The 15,071-nt window shown below is 43.3% G+C and carries 16 protein-coding genes and 2 pseudogenes; 2 read left to right on the forward strand and 16 right to left on the reverse strand.

All coding sequences use genetic code 11. The features are described from left to right. Positions 1 to 1,035: 1,035 nt before the first annotated feature. From ORD22_RS06120 to ORD22_RS06180, 13 genes are all read right to left on the reverse strand, one after another. Complete coding sequence (locus ORD22_RS06120; protein WP_317645049.1) at positions 1,036 to 1,422, reverse strand: Asp23/Gls24 family envelope stress response protein; 387 nt, start codon at positions 1,420 to 1,422, stop codon at positions 1,036 to 1,038. 16 nt (positions 1,423 to 1,438) lie between these two features. Then, on the reverse strand, positions 1,439 to 2,785 hold the full coding sequence (gene accC / locus ORD22_RS06125; RefSeq protein ID WP_317645050.1) for an acetyl-CoA carboxylase biotin carboxylase subunit: 1,347 nt from the start codon (positions 2,783 to 2,785) through the stop codon (positions 1,439 to 1,441). A 13-nt stretch (positions 2,786 to 2,798) separates the two neighbouring features. Beyond that, complete coding sequence (gene accB / locus ORD22_RS06130) at positions 2,799 to 3,314, reverse strand: acetyl-CoA carboxylase biotin carboxyl carrier protein (RefSeq protein ID WP_317645051.1); 516 nt, start codon at positions 3,312 to 3,314, stop codon at positions 2,799 to 2,801. Positions 3,315 to 3,577: 263 nt separating this feature from the next. Then, positions 3,578 to 4,129: a SpoIIIAH-like family protein gene (locus ORD22_RS06135; protein WP_317645052.1), complete on the reverse strand. Its 552-nt coding sequence runs from the start codon at positions 4,127 to 4,129 to the stop codon at positions 3,578 to 3,580. Further along, positions 4,116 to 4,559, reverse strand: coding sequence for a hypothetical protein (locus tag ORD22_RS06140; protein ID WP_317645053.1), 444 nt, complete (start codon positions 4,557 to 4,559; stop codon positions 4,116 to 4,118). Before ORD22_RS06140 ends, ORD22_RS06135 begins: the two co-directional genes overlap by 14 nt. A 43-nt stretch (positions 4,560 to 4,602) precedes the next feature. Further along, positions 4,603 to 4,770 carry a hypothetical protein gene (locus tag ORD22_RS06145; protein WP_317645054.1) on the reverse strand — a complete coding sequence of 56 codons (168 nt, stop codon included), beginning with the start codon at positions 4,768 to 4,770 and terminating at the stop codon, positions 4,603 to 4,605. A 9-nt stretch (positions 4,771 to 4,779) separates the two neighbouring features. Continuing rightward, positions 4,780 to 5,679: a stage III sporulation protein AE gene (locus ORD22_RS06150; protein WP_317645055.1), complete on the reverse strand. Its 900-nt coding sequence runs from the start codon at positions 5,677 to 5,679 to the stop codon at positions 4,780 to 4,782. 37 nt (positions 5,680 to 5,716) lie between these two features. Continuing rightward, entirely contained in the window at positions 5,717 to 6,091 is a 375-nt protein-coding gene (locus tag ORD22_RS06155) for a SpoIIIAC/SpoIIIAD family protein (RefSeq protein ID WP_317645056.1), read from the reverse strand. Further along, complete coding sequence (locus ORD22_RS06160; RefSeq protein ID WP_099689929.1) at positions 6,091 to 6,300, reverse strand: stage III sporulation protein AC; 210 nt, start codon at positions 6,298 to 6,300, stop codon at positions 6,091 to 6,093. Before ORD22_RS06160 ends, ORD22_RS06155 begins: the two co-directional genes overlap by 1 nt. 686 nt (positions 6,301 to 6,986) lie before the next feature. Continuing rightward, on the reverse strand, positions 6,987 to 7,544 hold the full coding sequence (efp, locus tag ORD22_RS06165; protein ID WP_317645057.1) for an elongation factor P: 558 nt from the start codon (positions 7,542 to 7,544) through the stop codon (positions 6,987 to 6,989). Between the two features lie 24 nt (positions 7,545 to 7,568). Continuing rightward, the gene (locus tag ORD22_RS06170; RefSeq protein WP_317645171.1) at positions 7,569 to 8,630 is read right to left on the reverse strand and encodes a M24 family metallopeptidase; all 1,062 of its coding nucleotides are present in this window, start codon (positions 8,628 to 8,630) and stop codon (positions 7,569 to 7,571) included. Beyond that, complete coding sequence (aroQ, locus tag ORD22_RS06175) at positions 8,624 to 9,070, reverse strand: type II 3-dehydroquinate dehydratase (protein ID WP_317645058.1); 447 nt, start codon at positions 9,068 to 9,070, stop codon at positions 8,624 to 8,626. The genes ORD22_RS06170 and aroQ overlap by 7 nt, the downstream gene beginning before the upstream one ends. 72 nt (positions 9,071 to 9,142) lie before the next feature. After that, on the reverse strand, positions 9,143 to 9,568 hold the full coding sequence (locus ORD22_RS06180; protein ID WP_317645059.1) for a hypothetical protein: 426 nt from the start codon (positions 9,566 to 9,568) through the stop codon (positions 9,143 to 9,145). A gap of 123 nt (positions 9,569 to 9,691) precedes the next feature. On the opposite strand from ORD22_RS06180, the gene ORD22_RS06185 reads away from it, so the two are divergent. Beyond that, a complete protein-coding gene (locus ORD22_RS06185) occupies positions 9,692 to 10,684 on the forward strand; it encodes a DUF1385 domain-containing protein (RefSeq protein ID WP_317645060.1) in 993 nt (330 codons plus the stop codon). 57 nt (positions 10,685 to 10,741) lie between these two features. Here the strand turns inward: ORD22_RS06185 and ORD22_RS06190 are convergent. From ORD22_RS06190 to ORD22_RS06200, 3 genes and pseudogenes are all read right to left on the reverse strand, one after another. Further along, positions 10,742 to 11,860, reverse strand: a pseudogene (locus ORD22_RS06190) (vitamin B12-dependent ribonucleotide reductase); the annotation flags it as partial. A 214-nt stretch (positions 11,861 to 12,074) separates the two neighbouring features. After that, a pseudogene (locus tag ORD22_RS06195) lies at positions 12,075 to 13,547 on the reverse strand (vitamin B12-dependent ribonucleotide reductase); the annotation flags it as partial. Positions 13,548 to 13,709: 162 nt separating this feature from the next. Then, positions 13,710 to 14,543 (reverse strand): lipoate--protein ligase family protein, encoded by an 834-nt coding sequence (locus ORD22_RS06200; protein WP_317645061.1) that lies wholly within the window; start codon positions 14,541 to 14,543, stop codon positions 13,710 to 13,712. 174 nt (positions 14,544 to 14,717) lie between these two features. Between ORD22_RS06200 and ORD22_RS06205 the strand changes: the two genes are divergently transcribed. Continuing rightward, positions 14,718 to 15,068, forward strand: coding sequence for a rhodanese-like domain-containing protein (locus ORD22_RS06205; protein ID WP_411567626.1), 351 nt, complete (start codon positions 14,718 to 14,720; stop codon positions 15,066 to 15,068). Positions 15,069 to 15,071 lie beyond the last annotated feature (3 nt).

The following is a 15,071-nucleotide window of genomic DNA, read 5'->3' on the forward strand; positions in this document are numbered from 1 at the left end:
TGTTGGCTCCTGGCGGGAGGCAATCCCCCACGTGCCGAAGCGTTGATAGGAAGCGGACCTTCATGAAATTCAGTAACATAAAAAAGTCGAGCGACGACACATTACAAACTAGTAGTAAGTTCAAGACACATCAATCCGCTTCTGTATGCAGTGAAGTAATTCGTCACTGAACCCACTGCGGCGCTGGCGGATGGCTCCCGCGATAAGCCAGAAAGGAAGATCGCCTTTCTGTCTCATCGCTCCGCCTACCGCTTGTAAGGCGCCTGCGTTTTGTGAGGATAAGTAAATGGTATAGTACGTTGAAGTTAAAAAGTAGAATTCGCTAGGTTCCAAAGAGTACAAAACTACACTGCACTGCACTCACTAGCGTAGGCACAACTGCGGGGTCGGCCGAAGCCATGAGACAACTAGCGCGATTTTCGCTTGTTGGCTCATGGCGGGAGGCAATCCCCCACGTGCCGAAGCGTTGATAGGAAGCGGACCTTTACGAACTTCAGCACCCTAAAAAAGTCGTGCAACGATCCGACGTAATCTTAGAAGTTCGTCAGCGATTCAGTAACTTCAAGCCACTTCAATACGCTTCTGTATGTAGTGAAGTGATTTACCACTGAACCCACTTCGGCGCTGGCGGATGGCTCCCGCAATGAGCCAGAAAGGAAGATCGCCTCTCTGTCTCATCGCTCCGCCTACCGCTTGTAAGGCGCCTTCGTTTTGTAAGGATAAGTAAATGGCATAGTACATTGAAGTTGAAAGGTTTCATTCGGTAAGTGCCAAAGCCCACTAAAACTACACTGTACTCACCAGCGAAGGCACAACTGCGGGGTCAGCCGAAGCCAGGAGACAACTAGCGCGCCCTTCGCTTGTTGGCTCCTGGCGGGAGGCAATCCCCCACGTGCCGAAGCGGTGATAGGAAGCTGACCTGTACTAACTTCGGTACCGAAAATGAGTCGAGCTACGACACAACACACAAAAAAAGAGCCGCCACAAGAAATCGCAAAACACGACTTCCTGGGCAACTCCTTTTACTTCTAATACTCACTCATCAAACCGAATACCCGTAATATGAACATTCACCTCATGCGTAGCAAGGGAAGTCATATGGTAAACCGCCTGACGAATCTCTTGTTGAATTTTCGTCGCAACCGTAGGAATCGAATGGCCATATTCGATAATGCAATATACATCAATCTTCAGTCCTTCATCTACCCACTCAGTCTTCACACCCTTACCGTACATCACCCTACCCAACTTCTCCGCAACACCCGTTGCAAAATTTCCTTGAGTAGCTACAACGCCTTCGACCTCAATCGTAGCGATGCCAATGATGACTTCTAATACTTCAGGTGCAAGTTGAACACGTCCAAGTGCAGCATCTCCAGACGGTGTCATTCCGACAAACGATGGATTTGTTTTATCAGCCATTACAAGTCTCCTCCAATTAGTTCATGACGTCATATTTCTCTAAGAACTTCGTATCAAAATCACCAGATTGGAAAATTTCGTTATCCATCAAGTTGGAATGGAACGGAATCGTTGTATGAACGCCTTCTACAACGAATTCGTCGAGCGCGCGTTTCATCCGAGCGACCGCTTGCTCGCGTGTTTCCGCATGAACGATTAGTTTTGCGACCATTGAGTCGTAAAACGGCGGGATTGTATAGCCTGGATACACTCCTGAATCGACACGTACACCAAAACCACCTGGTGGTAAGTACATTGTCACTTGACCTGGAGACGGCATGAAATTCTTTTCTGGATTTTCTGCGTTGATCCGGCACTCAATAGACCATCCAGTAAGCTTGATATCTTTTTGCTTGATCGCTAACTTTTCACCAGAGGCTACTCGTAACTGCTGTTGAACCAAGTCAACACCTGTGATCATTTCTGTAATCGTATGTTCTACTTGAATGCGTGTATTCATTTCCATGAAGTAGAACTTTTGGTTAATATGGTCGAAGATGAATTCTACCGTACCTGCTCCGCGATAGTTAACAGCTTTTGCTGCTTTAACTGCCGCTTCACCCATTGCCTTACGAAGTTCAGGTGAGATTGCAGGAGATGGAGCTTCTTCCACTAACTTTTGCATACGACGCTGAATTGAACAATCACGTTCCCCTAAGTGGATCGTGTTGCCAAATTTATCAGCTAGTACTTGAACTTCCACGTGGCGGAACACTTCAATGTACTTTTCAAGATAAACGCCGGGATTTCCGAATGCAGCCGCTGCTTCTTTTTGTGTAATGTTAATACCTTTCACTAGCTCGTCCTCATCGCGAGCGACACGGATTCCTTTACCGCCACCACCAGCTGTCGCTTTGATGATAACTGGGAAACCAATTCTCTTCGCAATTTCAAGACCGTGTTCTGCATTATCCACAAGTCCATCAGAACCAGGAACAATTGGAACGCCAGCATCTTTCATTGTATTACGCGCAACGTCTTTCGTACCCATTCTTGAAATTGCATCCGAAGTAGGTCCGATAAACTCGATATTTACTTCTTCACATAACTCGGCAAAGCTAGCATTTTCTGCAAGGAAACCATAACCAGGATGGATCCCGTCACAGTCCGTCGCTTTCGCCACACTGATAACGTTAGAAAAGTTCAAATAACTATCTGTAGATAAACGAGGTCCAATGCAGTACGCCTCATCTGCTAATTGAACGTGTAACGCTTCAGCATCTGCTTCCGAATAAACAGCGACTGTTTTGATACCCATTTCTTTACATGCACGAATGATCCGTACTGCAATTTCTCCACGGTTTGCAATTAATACTTTTTTCATTAGTTAGCCCCCCTTAGTTCTCTCTGACGAGGAATAAAGGTTGTCCGTATTCCACGAGTTGACCGTCTTGCACTAAAATTTCAACGATTTCTCCGGATACTTCTGCTTCAATTTCATTAAATAGTTTCATTGCTTCAACGATACATACGATAGATTCAGCTGTTACTTTATCGCCTTTTTTAACGTATGCTGCTGCATCAGGTGATGGCGCTTGGTAGTATGTTCCAACCATTGGTGAAGTGATTTTGTGCAATGAAGCATCTTCCGCCACTTCTGCTGCGGGTGCGGGTGCTGCTACCTCTGCTACCGGAGCTGGTGCGGGTGCTGCTGCAACGGGTTCTGGTGTCACTACTGGAGCTGCTACCGGTCCGGGTGCTGCTGCAACTGGTGCGGGTGTCGCTTCCGCAACTACTGTACCTGCATTTTTCTCAAGCTTGATTTTCCCACCGTCTGCTTCAAATGTGAACTTCTGGATGGATGATTGGTCGATAAGCTTAATAATTTCACGAATTTCTTGAATTTTTAACATATCTGATTCTCCTGACTATAATTTTCTTCCTACCGTATACTATGATAGACGTTTTACAATAAATTTGGAATAGAAAAATCGCAAATTATTCTATAATTAATTAAAATTACAGATAGATTGCTAATTTCTACTTATTTTCATCAATATTCACATGCATGCGTTATCCTGCGAGTTACGACGGTTAACTCATTTCTGTTTTATTCAGACTATGAAAGGAATCTCTAAAAAAACCAGCAGCTTTTTTCGGCTACTGGTTACACGATTTATTGTTTCGCCTCTGCGAAGTCTACTTTCACTGTTTGCGCGCCATCCCAACTTGACATGACGTACTGTGTAATTTCATCTGCCATTTTCGGTGAGTGACTTTCTGTTGATAACACTGTCACATTCACTCGCTCATCTTCCGCTCGAACAAACACTTCTGGGTAGCCTAGTGCCTCAATTTGCATTTCCATTAAAGCTTCTGTAGAGCTCACTTTTCGTAGTTCCGCGATTTCATTGAAGATTTCATTCTTCTGTTCCGCTGAGTAATCGGATGAAGTCATTTTAGCTGTCAATTGTTCGACCATTTCACTGCGTTCGTTACGCACTTCCATACGCATGTCTTGGAAGATGTAGGACTCAGCGAAAACCGGCTTTACTTCCTCAGACTTACCTTCTTTTTCGAGTAACTTCGTTGCATCCTTCGTTTCTTTCGTGAAGATGGCAATTCCGTCAAACGGCATAGGTGCCTCTTTTTTGACATAGTAGATAGAAATCACTGCGACTAGACTAAGTAATGTTAAAAACCACACTGTACGTTTATTTGTTTTCAAGATGATTCCCCCTTTTCTTCATTTCAGCGATAACAATACGATGTTCAGGCAATTGTAGGACATTGGCTAATAGTTGTGAGAGCCCGTTTCTAACCGCTGGATCCTCTGCTCCTTCCGCCACGACAAGTAGTCCTTTTAACGAAGAACTTTCTTTCGGAGCGTTAGACGAAATCGAAAAGTACCCTGCTAACGAATTCTCAGATTCTTTTTCGTCATAATGAAAGTAGACGGTGACTTTACCTAGCCCTTCCATTTGTTCAAGCGTTTCTTCAAGACTTGACAGCATGCGTTTCTCTTCTTTACTTTCTTTCTCGCCTCCTAGCCCCGTACTCGTGAACCAGATGATGCCAAAGACAAGCATCAACAAACCGATTACCAACATATTGGACTTCCCTGTTGGTTTTTCCAAAGCCATCACCAACTCTAGCATGACTTTACTGAAAACGAATTCTACATTTGCATACTATGTAGAGTTACAGCAACTTATGACCTGCCACCTGCAATAAAAACTGTATAATCCAACAAGCGATTGCGAGTTTGATTAAAGGTAGAAAGATTTTCTCCTGGCTTGGGGTAGCTACTAACTGTATTACTACCGCCAGCAACACAAGATTTGTCAGTCCTACTAAAAAAAGATGCATCCCGCTCCCTCACTTTCCGAGCGTCATCAACTTGATAAACGTCACGATAAAAATCGTCGTGTAGATGAACGCAAACGATAGCAAAAAGGAAATCGAGCACAGAACAAATAATGTTCGGCCAATATCGTCCAGCAAACCACTTACTTCTTTTTGACTAAAAGGTTCAATGACCGCAGCCGTCCAGCGGTATAAAAAGGCAATGAGTAAAATCTTTATAGCGGGTAATAAAGCGATTGTCCAAATTGAAAACAACAGCCAGACGCTAATATACGCTGATGCACCAGACGAATAGCGACCGATCGAACCAAGCGTGTCCGTCAACAACGAACCAACTAGTGGAATATTCTGTTTAATTAATTCTTTTAACGGTTCATTTAGCGCACCGCTCATCGTCCACGACAACGCTCCGCCAGCTGTAATAAAAATCGAATACGCCGCAACCATCGCTGATACAATCGCCAGTAACGACGTCCGAAGTAAATCAGCCATTCGTGTAAAAATGATTTCTGGCATTAGACGCGTAAGAATATCGAGTAACAGCGCTGTCAATAACACGGGCAATAAAAACTTCTCTGCAAACACGACAGCCCCTTGCGCGAATAGCAGCATTGCCGGCTGAAAATTCACGACACCAAACGTGGCGCCGGAAGCTAAGATCATGGCTGCGATGAGTGGGTACATCCCGAGAAAAAGCGATGCAATGGAATGCGTAATGAGTTGAATTTGCTGAAAGCTCTCCGTTGCTGGTTCGATTAATAACACAAGAATCATCAGCAGCAACAGAAACCTCGTCCATTTTTGGAACGCAGGTAGAAAAAAATCAATTAGCGACGTTAGCAACAATAGTATGAGCAATAAAAGAAAAGGGCCTAGTACACCTGCAATGATGTCACTCAGAAATTCCGGCATAGGCTGTCTCGTCCATTCGTAGGTTTAGTTTCTGATTTCACCACGGGATTAGCGTATGAATGGTTTCGATTAATTGACTGATGGACGTAAACCATAGGGTAAGGATGACAACTTTCATGACAGTCTGAAATAATTGGCCGAACGCTTCATATCCTTCATCCTTCATCTGCAAGGCCAGTAGTTCCGCCATATAATACAATCCCGCGCTGACTACTAGTAATATGGTCGGTGCTGGCAGTTGTTCCACAAGTGCTAGTAACGTGCGCGCAAACGGTACGAGAACTGTGAAAAGTACATACACCGCCGCCATCAAAAACAGCGTCGTATACAGAATCGGATGTAGGCTTGGAACCGCGAATGACAGTAATAGCAGCACGATATAGATGATGAATAGTTGAAAGAGAACTGCCATTACATCGCCATAGATAACCAGCTGAAGAATTCCGTGATTTCCGTGAAGAACACGCGGAGAAACATCAGCAATTCAATCGAGATGTACAGATACGCCAAGAAAAATAGAAAGAATGAAAAGTCCTTTTTACCGGTTTGTTCAAAGAAGACATGCAATACCCCAATCACTAATCCGACGCCGGCGATGCGCAATAAGTCATTCAATTCCATCCCACTACGCCTCCTCCATGCTCTACTCTATGAAGCTCGGTCACTAGATATGCAAAGACGTAAAAAAACACACGAAATCTTTTCTCGTGTGTTTGGGACCATAGAAAAATGTTAATTAGTAGTTAGTGAGCCGTCCGGGATTGGAGCTGCAGAGGCGGACGCTTTCCGGAGGGCGTGGCCTGAGCCAAGCGAACAGCGAAGGGTTCGCTTTGCCGTATTTCTGCTGTCTTTGCAGAAATTAAGGCAGCTGTGCTTCTAACGCTACGCTCGCGTTCAGTCCAGGGTCTCAGACTCACGCTGATCCTCCCGGAGTCGCCGCCTCCTCCGCTTCAATCCTATATATAGATGACAAATACTTATAGAGTCCATTGTAGTTATTGAGTGACTTAGTATTTGTTCTTCATCTTTTTATATGCAAATGAAAGGAAAAGGTACAAAGCTAAAGATCTCACTAACTGTCTTCAGATGAAAACACTAGTGAAACGTAGTGTAAGGCGGCGACTCCAGGAGGATCAGCGGGACAGGTGAAACACCCAGCGAGCGTAGCGAGGGGTGTGGTTCACCGCCCGCCCTCCGGAACGCGTCCGCCTGGAACGCAGTGAAACGGTAATATCCCCCTTCTCCCACTCTTCTCATCACAAACTAAAAAACACACGAGTAAATTACCTCGTGTGTTTGGTGTAAGATTATGCGCGGGAAACGTATTCTGCTTCTTCTGTGTTGATGACCAACATATCGCCTTGGTTGACGAAGAATGGTACTTGTACAACGATGCCAGTTTCCATTTTTGCTGGCTTTGATCCACCGCTCGCTGTGTCACCCTTGATACCCGGCTCTGTTTCAGCTACTTGAAGCGTAACTGTTACTGGTAATTCAACGCCAAGTACTTCTTCTTTGTATGTGATGACGTGAACTTCCATATTCTCTTTTAAGAACTTCAACTCATATTCAATCTGAGATTCGTTAAGTTCAATTTGCTCGTATGATTCATTGTCCATGAAGACATGATCGTCGCCATTCGCATACAAGTACTGCATACGACGGTTATCGATTTGTGCTTTCGCTACTTTTTCGCCTGCACGGAACGTCTTTTCGTTAACGTTACCTGAGCGAAGGTTACGCAACTTCGAACGAACGAATGCTGCACCTTTTCCTGGCTTAACGTGTTGGAATTCCATTACGCGCCAAATATCTCCATCTACTTCAATTGTTAGTCCTGTACGAAATTCGTTTACTGAAATCATTCGTATTCCTCCATTATTATCCGATTATAAAATAAGCAATTCTTTAGTAGACTTTGTCAACCGTTCATTACCGGTTTCTGTAATAAGAATGTCATCTTCGATCCGTACGCCACCGATTCCCGGCAAATAAATTCCCGGTTCCACTGTTACTGCCATATTGGGCACTAACACCGTTTCTGAGCGGAATGACAAAGCAGGTGCTTCGTGAACTTCCATTCCAATTCCGTGACCTGTCGAATGACCAAATGCATCCCCATAGCCTTTTGACTTGATATAGTCGCGTGTAATTGCGTCCGCTTCGATACCTGTCATGCCAGGCTTGATCTTTTCTACGCCTAACTGCTGCGCATGCAACGTCACTTCGTAGATTTCACGTAGTTTAGCAGAAGGTTCTCCGACAGCAACCGTTCTCGTAATATCAGAGATGTATCCATTAAAGAGCGCACCGTAATCCATTGTAACAAAATCACCAGTCTCAATCACTTTATCAGATGCAACCCCATGCGGTAAAGCCCCTCTTTCGCCAGAAGCGACAATTATGTCGAATGAAGAGGAGGTTGCGCCTTGTTTACGCATAAAAAATTCCAATTCATTGGCGATTTCAAGCTCTGTTTTACCCGCTTTTATGAACGAACAAATATGGATGAATGCTGCATCCGCAATAGCCGCCGCTTGTTTTAACACTTCAATTTCCTTTGGTGTTTTGATGAGGCGAAGTTTTTCTACCAAGCCTGCGACGGGAACTAATTGTGCTTCAACCGCTTTTTCATACATTTCAAATTGACTATAGCTTAGATGTTCTTTTTCGAAGCCAAGTGTCGCAAGTTTCATTTCTTTCACTTGATTGGCAACTTCTCGAATCATCGTACCGGTATGTTGGACGATCCGGTAGCCTGTCAGTTGATCATTTGCTTGTTCCATATAACGAAAGTCCGTGATAAATACCGCATCGTTTTTGGAGATGATTGCTGTCCCTGCAGAACCTGTGAAATCCGTCATGTAGCGACGGTTATACGGATTCGTAATGAGTAAAGCATCTAGTTGTTGTTCCTCCAATAATTTACGGAGTTTTTCGATTTTCATGATTCGCTCTCCTTTCGTTTTAACAGAAACGCTTGGAAGGCGAGATCATAGCCCGCTGTTCCGAAACCACAGAGTTGTCCTGCCGCTACGGGTGCGATAACAGACGTGTGGCGGAATTCTTCTCGGGTATGTATATTCGAGATGTGGACTTCGATTACCGGTACATCTATAGAAGCAATCGCGTCACGCAAGGCGATACTGTAGTGCGTAAATGCGCCCGGATTGAAAATGATACCGTCGATTCCTTTGTCTCCCGCATCATGAATCCGATTAATAAGTTCGCCTTCTATATTTGATTGGAAACAAGATAGTGAGATATCCGATTGTTCAGCAAGTCGCTGCATTCGATTCTCGATGTCCGTCAATGTTTCCGCACCATAGATGTCTGGTTCTCTTTTGCCTAATCGGTTCAAGTTTGGACCGTTTAACAGTAACAGTTCCATCTGATCCCCTCCCATTTATTTTCTTTCCTATTCTAGCACAATGGGAAGGACGAACAAACTATTTCTATTTGACTAACCAAAGGATTTTTTCATGTAGACGGACGTACCTATGACGAAGCGGATAATTATAGCTAGTAGGCATCCGAACGGAATGGACACCTTTTTAATAAATTGCGTCATTGTTAGATCCGCTTTTATGTGGATCATCCACTCGATACAAAATAGTGCAATGATCGTAACAACGAGGGACGATACCGTCGGCGGAATTTTAGACGTGAAGAGCGTCATCGTATAAAGAAGAAAAAACAGCGCAAAACAAAGGCCCCAAAGTAAAATCCACTTAAACCAAGCAGGTGTCGTCGCAAACATTTGAAATTTGGCAGTCCACCCGATAGGTGACCACTTGATAAGTTTAAAGACTTTCAAAAATTTTAATGAAATAAGTGACAAGACCGCAGCCATTGCAGCTGTCCAAAATTGAGTTGCAGTAATTTTCATGACAATACCTCCCTCAGACAGTGTCGGATTTTCCTATCATTTTTAAACATCTGAATGGTGTATTTACCGTTTTTTTAGTACACTAGAGATATCGTTTCTTACGACAGAAAGTGTGGGTATGTAATGAGCAAATCACAAACTCCTCCCGCATACGGAGGTCAAGCACTTATAGAAGGTGTGATGTTTGGCGGAAAAAAAGATACAGTGACAGCTATTCGAAGAAAAGATGATTCTATTGAGTATTATCATGTACCAAGGGAGTCGCATCCGGTTGGCGCGAAACTAAAGAAGATTCCTTTCATTCGAGGCATTGTGGCATTGATCGAATCGGCAGGCAATGGTTCAAAGCATTTGACGTTCGCCAGTGATCGCTATGATGTAATGCCAGGTGAAGAGGCAGAAGTAAAAGAAGAGGAGACGTCAAAACTCGCGATGTTTCTTGGCGTCGCCGCTATTGGCGTTCTAACCTTTTTATTTAGTAAGTTTATCTTCACGTTAGTTCCGGTTTTCTTAGCGGAGTTATTCCAACCAATCGCTCCAGGTAAAACAGCGCAAATTATAATTGAAAGTCTTTTCAAACTCATGTTGTTACTGACGTATATCGGCTTGATTTCGATGACACCACTCATCAAACGCGTGTTCCAATACCACGGTGCGGAGCATAAAGTCATTAACAACTATGAAAATAATTTGGATATGACTGTTGAAAATGTGCAATCACAATCTCGTTTGCATTATCGCTGTGGAAGTAGCTTCATATTATTTACGGTAATTGTCGGGATGTTCATTTACTTCTTCGTACCAACTGATCCCCTTTGGTTGCGTGTTGTCAATCGGATTCTATTGATTCCTGTTGTGCTTGGTGTGTCGTTTGAAGTATTGCAGCTGACGAATGCAGTAAGAAATGTGCCAGTGCTTCGTTACTTAGGTTATCCTGGACTGTGGTTGCAATTGCTCACTACAAAAGAGCCAGACGATCAGCAAGTCGAAGTCGCAATTGCTTCTTTTGAAAAATTATTAGAAGTCGAAAAGTACGGTGTCAGTGTGTTGAACGAAAAAGTTGCAGTGGAAACAGAGACAGTTGATGAACAGAAAGCTATGACAATCTTGTCATAAATGAAAGATACCCCACGAGTCCGTTTTCACTGACTCGTGGGGTATTTTAATTGAATTTTACAATCCGCACTTTAATTGCGCTTGGCAATTCGTACATGTGTTACAGCCACCGATTTCTTCGACCGTCCCTTGTCTACAAACTGGGCATGTGTCGCCTACTTCAGAGCCGATAGTTACGTTTGTCGAACGCAATGCTTGGATCGTGTTCACAAGCACAACTTTCGGCTGTTCGTTTACTTCAACGACTTCTTCCGTATCAGGAATATTATCTTCTGCTTTTAGCGTCAGAACTTGTGAATCACGGCTTCCGTCAACATACACCGTGCCACCTTTCGCTCCGCCTTTATACAATCTTTCATAAACGCTTTCTACTTGTTCCACTGTATAGCCGCGTGGCGCGTTAACTGTTTTCGAGATTGAGCTATCGATCCAGCGCTGAATGATACATTGCACGTCCGCATGCGCTTCTGGTGCAAGTTCCATTGAAGAAATAAACCATTTAGGCAAGTTATTCGGATCTGCCTCTGGATTAGCTTGCAAATACTCTTCCACGATTTCTGCTTTGACTTCGATAAACTTGCCGAGACGTCCGCTGCGGTAATATGTGAAGGAGAAATAAGGTTCTAAGCCGGTCGAAACGCCTACCATTGTTCCAGTAGATCCCGTCGGAGCAACAGTTAGAAGATGGGAATTTCGAATACCATGCTCTAGAATCGCTTGTCGAATATCTTCTGGCATACGTTTCATAAAGCCTGAATTAATAAACGCTTGACGTAAAGTTTTCGTTTCTTCATCTGTCTTACCGATCAAGAATGGGAAACTTCCCTTTTCTTTCGCAAGCTCGATAGATTCACGGTAAGCTGTTGTCGCGATCGTTTCAAATACTTCGTCAACTAATTGATTACCTTCAGGAGAGCCGTATTCTTTTTCACAATAGATGTGAAGATCAGCTAGTCCCATAACACCAAGTCCTACACGGCGTTCACCTAGGGCTTGTACTTTATTGTCTTCTAAGAAATACGGTGTCGCATCAATGACGTTATCTTGCATACGTACACCTGTCTTTACAGTTTCTTTCAACTTCTCAAAGTTTACCGTCTTCGTTTCTTTATCCGCCATCTCTGCAAGATTGACAGCTGCCAAGTTACAGACAGAGTATGGTGCGAGTGGTTGTTCCAGTTGTTATCCTAAAGGCTTTTTATCCTCTAGTTCTTACAGTTGTCTTCCTGTAAGTTCAGCATACATTTTCACTGCATATACAGTGTTGCGGTCTCGTGCCTGGATTATAGTCTGATTATAATAAATCAGGATCACCAGGTATGCGTTGCCCCTGACTAGAACTTTACTTCCAGCCTTCGGTTCGGATTGGCATCTCAGCTTTCCCGCTTCATCCCGCAATTTTTAACGTGAGGCGAACTCCACCACACGGATTCGTTGCTACTACTTGCTGTCCGTACGCTTTCGCATTCGTTTCGTCATTGGCATTATCAATAAAGAAAATGCCTGGTTCCGCTGAATACGTAGCACAAATATTGATTAGATCCCATAACGCACGAGCTTTGATTGTACGGTAGACGCGGACATCATGTCCAAGTCGTTCCCATTCACGTACATCGCCCACTTCATGCCATTGTTCATTGTAGTGCTTCATTTCTTCAGGTGAATAATTTTCAACTGCCGGGAAACGAAGATCATACTCTGCGTCTTCCTCTACAGCTTTCATGAAATCATCCGTCAACGTTACAGAAATATTCGCACCTGTTAAGAATTCAGGATTATGAACAGTGTACGTTCCGCCATCTTGCAGTTTCAACTCTGCATCACGAATAATTGCTGCATTGAAACCACCTTGACCTGGAATGTGTTTATAATTTGTAATCCCTTGGTACATCGCTTCTTCTTGCGCTGTCAGTGGTTTGAAATTCAATTTCTCATGTGCCAGCTTCTTAATCATTTCATCTTCCGTATTTTCGATCAAATACCGCAAAATTCGCGGATTCTGCATCTTGGAGATGATAAATTCACAAATATCTGGGTGCCAGTTAGCTAACATAATCATTTGTGCACCACGTCTTGATCCGCCCTGCTCCACTAAATGTGTAAGCTTTGCGATATCGTCGAGCCATGAAACGGAACCGGAGGATTTACCGTTGACACCGCGTGCCAATGTATTACGTGGACGCAATGTTGAACCGTTCGTACCGACGCCACCGCCACGACTCATAATCTCCATCACTTGCTTGCGGTGATCCGAAATTCCTTCGCGTGAATCCGGAACAAACGGCATAACGTAACAGTTAAAGAATGTAACATCCGTATCGGAACCCGCACCGTACAGTACGCGCCCGGCCGGAATGAAGTTCAAGTCTTTTAACTGGTCATAAAATCGCTCATACGACTGTGCTCGTCCTTCTTCTGTCGTTTCAACAGAAGCTAAACCTGTCGCATTACGCTTAGCAATTTGCTCATAAAATACTTCCAATGGCTTTTCAACCACATCTAGTGGACGAGTAATCGTTCCTTTATGCTGCTCTTCTGCATCGTTGATGGATGAACGAAACTCTTCTTCGATCCAAATATCGGCTTCTCCAGCTTCCATGTCGAGCGCTGTAATATACCCTAGCCCACGCGCAGGAAATTTCGGATCTTCTCGAACTGTCAGAACAACGAAATCTCCAACTTTCAATGTCTTCTTTTCCATATCTTTAAATGAATAACGATCAATCATGACTAGACGAGATACGCCGCTATGCGTCAGCTTCATATCTTCCGTAATCGGATGCACTTGTGGGAACTTTTCAATGTCCTCATTCAATTGCTGTTTGTTCAAAAATGGTTCACCTTGTTTAGACATCGTAACCATATAACATCCTCCTTCAATTTCACCAAACACAACATCTAGTGTTGTTATTACTTATTAATCTACTACATATTGAAAAAATGTCAATGGACAACATAATCCTCAAAATAGGCAACAGTTGATATATCGACAATTCACAAAAAAAATAAAACAAAAGCCCTAACGTTATTTCTTGAAATTCCACTCATCATTGGCATACTTTTCTTTCTCAATTTGACGCACTAATTCCATTTGTTCATCCGTCAATTCAAGTGGCTCCAATGTAATATCGAGTGATTTTTCAAAGCCTTGTGAAAACGCAACTTTACATTCATCAATCGTAATATCACGATCCGACAGACGATCAATCGCTATTGCGCGATCCGGTAACGTTCTACGGACACGTTCTTTTAACGCCTCTGATGAATACTTGAAGATCGATGTCAGCTTATCGACATCTAGGCTCAGTAAAATAGCACCATGTTGAAGAATAACACCTTTTTGACGAGTTTGCGCACTTCCTGCAACTTTTTTTCCTTCAACCACTAATTCATACCAACTAGGCGCATCGAAACAGACCCCGCTTTTCGGATTTCTTAACTGATTTGTCACATCTGAATCCGGAATAGAAAATTCTGCTTGCAAGCCTAAATTACGGAAACCTTCCAGCAAACCGCCTGAAATGACCCGATAGGCTTCAGTTACCGTTTCCGGCATCTCTGGGTAATTCTCGCTAACAATTACGCTATATGTAAGTTCATGCTCATGTAGGACACCACGCCCCCCCGTTGGTCTACGGACAAACCCTAGCCCAAGCTCCTTCACTTTCTCCATATCAATATCTTTTTCAATACGTTGGAAATAGCCAATCGATAACGTAGCAGGAGACCATTCATAAAAGCGTAGAACGGGTCCAATTTCTCCTCGACTATGCAAGTCAAGAAGCGCTTCATCTAGCGCCATATTATATGACGGGCTACATTTCCCTGAATCTACATAATGCCAAACAAATTTTGCCATAGTTATTCTCCTTAATAAGTCATAATTCATCTATCGTATAGGAAATCGTGAATGAAAAAAACAATAACGCATTACATTTTAGCATTAGGATTGAACTGATGCTAGAAAATCTTTATACTAGAGATATTGATAAAAGGGGGAAGTTTTTTGACTTATTATATTTTGGGCGCAGCTGTGCTCGCAATCATCGTGTATTTTATTACTACATACGTTCGTGTGGGGAAAGCACTCACTACGTTAACGCAAGAAGAATTCATTAAAGGCTACCGGAAAGCGCAGTTAATCGACGTCCGGGAACCAAAAGATTTTGAAGCTGGACATATTTTAGGCGCGCGTAACATTCCATTCACACAATTTTCACAGCGCTACAAAGAAATCCGACCTGACAAGCCCATTTATCTTTACGATCAAAATACGAGTCGTACAGGTCGTGCTGCTTTATTTTTGAAGAAAAAAGGATGCACAGAAATTTATCAATTACGTGGCGGCTTCAAGCAGTGGACAGGTAAAATTAAAACAAAATAACGA

The organism is Sporosarcina sp. GW1-11 (genome assembly GCF_033088395.1).
Lineage (GTDB): Bacteria > Bacillota > Bacilli > Bacillales_A > Planococcaceae > Sporosarcina.

Excerpts from the sequence above, each read along its gene's own strand:
- efp (WP_317645057.1), bottom strand. The coding sequence starts at position 7,544 with ATGATTTCAGTAAACGAATTTCGTACAGGACTAACAATTGAAGTAGAT.
- ORD22_RS06185 (WP_317645060.1), top strand. The coding sequence starts at position 9,692 with ATGAGCAAATCACAAACTCCTCCCGCATACGGAGGTCAAGCACTTATA.
- ORD22_RS06180 (WP_317645059.1), bottom strand. The coding sequence starts at position 9,568 with ATGAAAATTACTGCAACTCAATTTTGGACAGCTGCAATGGCTGCGGTC.
- ORD22_RS06150 (WP_317645055.1), bottom strand. The coding sequence starts at position 5,679 with ATGCCGGAATTTCTGAGTGACATCATTGCAGGTGTACTAGGCCCTTTT.
- ORD22_RS06145 (WP_317645054.1), bottom strand. The coding sequence starts at position 4,770 with ATGCATCTTTTTTTAGTAGGACTGACAAATCTTGTGTTGCTGGCGGTA.
- ORD22_RS06120 (WP_317645049.1), bottom strand. The coding sequence starts at position 1,422 with ATGGCTGATAAAACAAATCCATCGTTTGTCGGAATGACACCGTCTGGA.
- accC (WP_317645050.1), bottom strand. The coding sequence starts at position 2,785 with ATGAAAAAAGTATTAATTGCAAACCGTGGAGAAATTGCAGTACGGATC.
- ORD22_RS06140 (WP_317645053.1), bottom strand. The coding sequence starts at position 4,559 with ATGCTAGAGTTGGTGATGGCTTTGGAAAAACCAACAGGGAAGTCCAAT.
- aroQ (WP_317645058.1), bottom strand. The coding sequence starts at position 9,070 with ATGGAACTGTTACTGTTAAACGGTCCAAACTTGAACCGATTAGGCAAA.
- ORD22_RS06155 (WP_317645056.1), bottom strand. The coding sequence starts at position 6,091 with ATGGCAGTTCTCTTTCAACTATTCATCATCTATATCGTGCTGCTATTA.
- accB (WP_317645051.1), bottom strand. The coding sequence starts at position 3,314 with ATGTTAAAAATTCAAGAAATTCGTGAAATTATTAAGCTTATCGACCAA.
- ORD22_RS06160 (WP_099689929.1), bottom strand. The coding sequence starts at position 6,300 with ATGGAATTGAATGACTTATTGCGCATCGCCGGCGTCGGATTAGTGATT.
- ORD22_RS06200 (WP_317645061.1), bottom strand. The coding sequence starts at position 14,543 with ATGGCAAAATTTGTTTGGCATTATGTAGATTCAGGGAAATGTAGCCCG.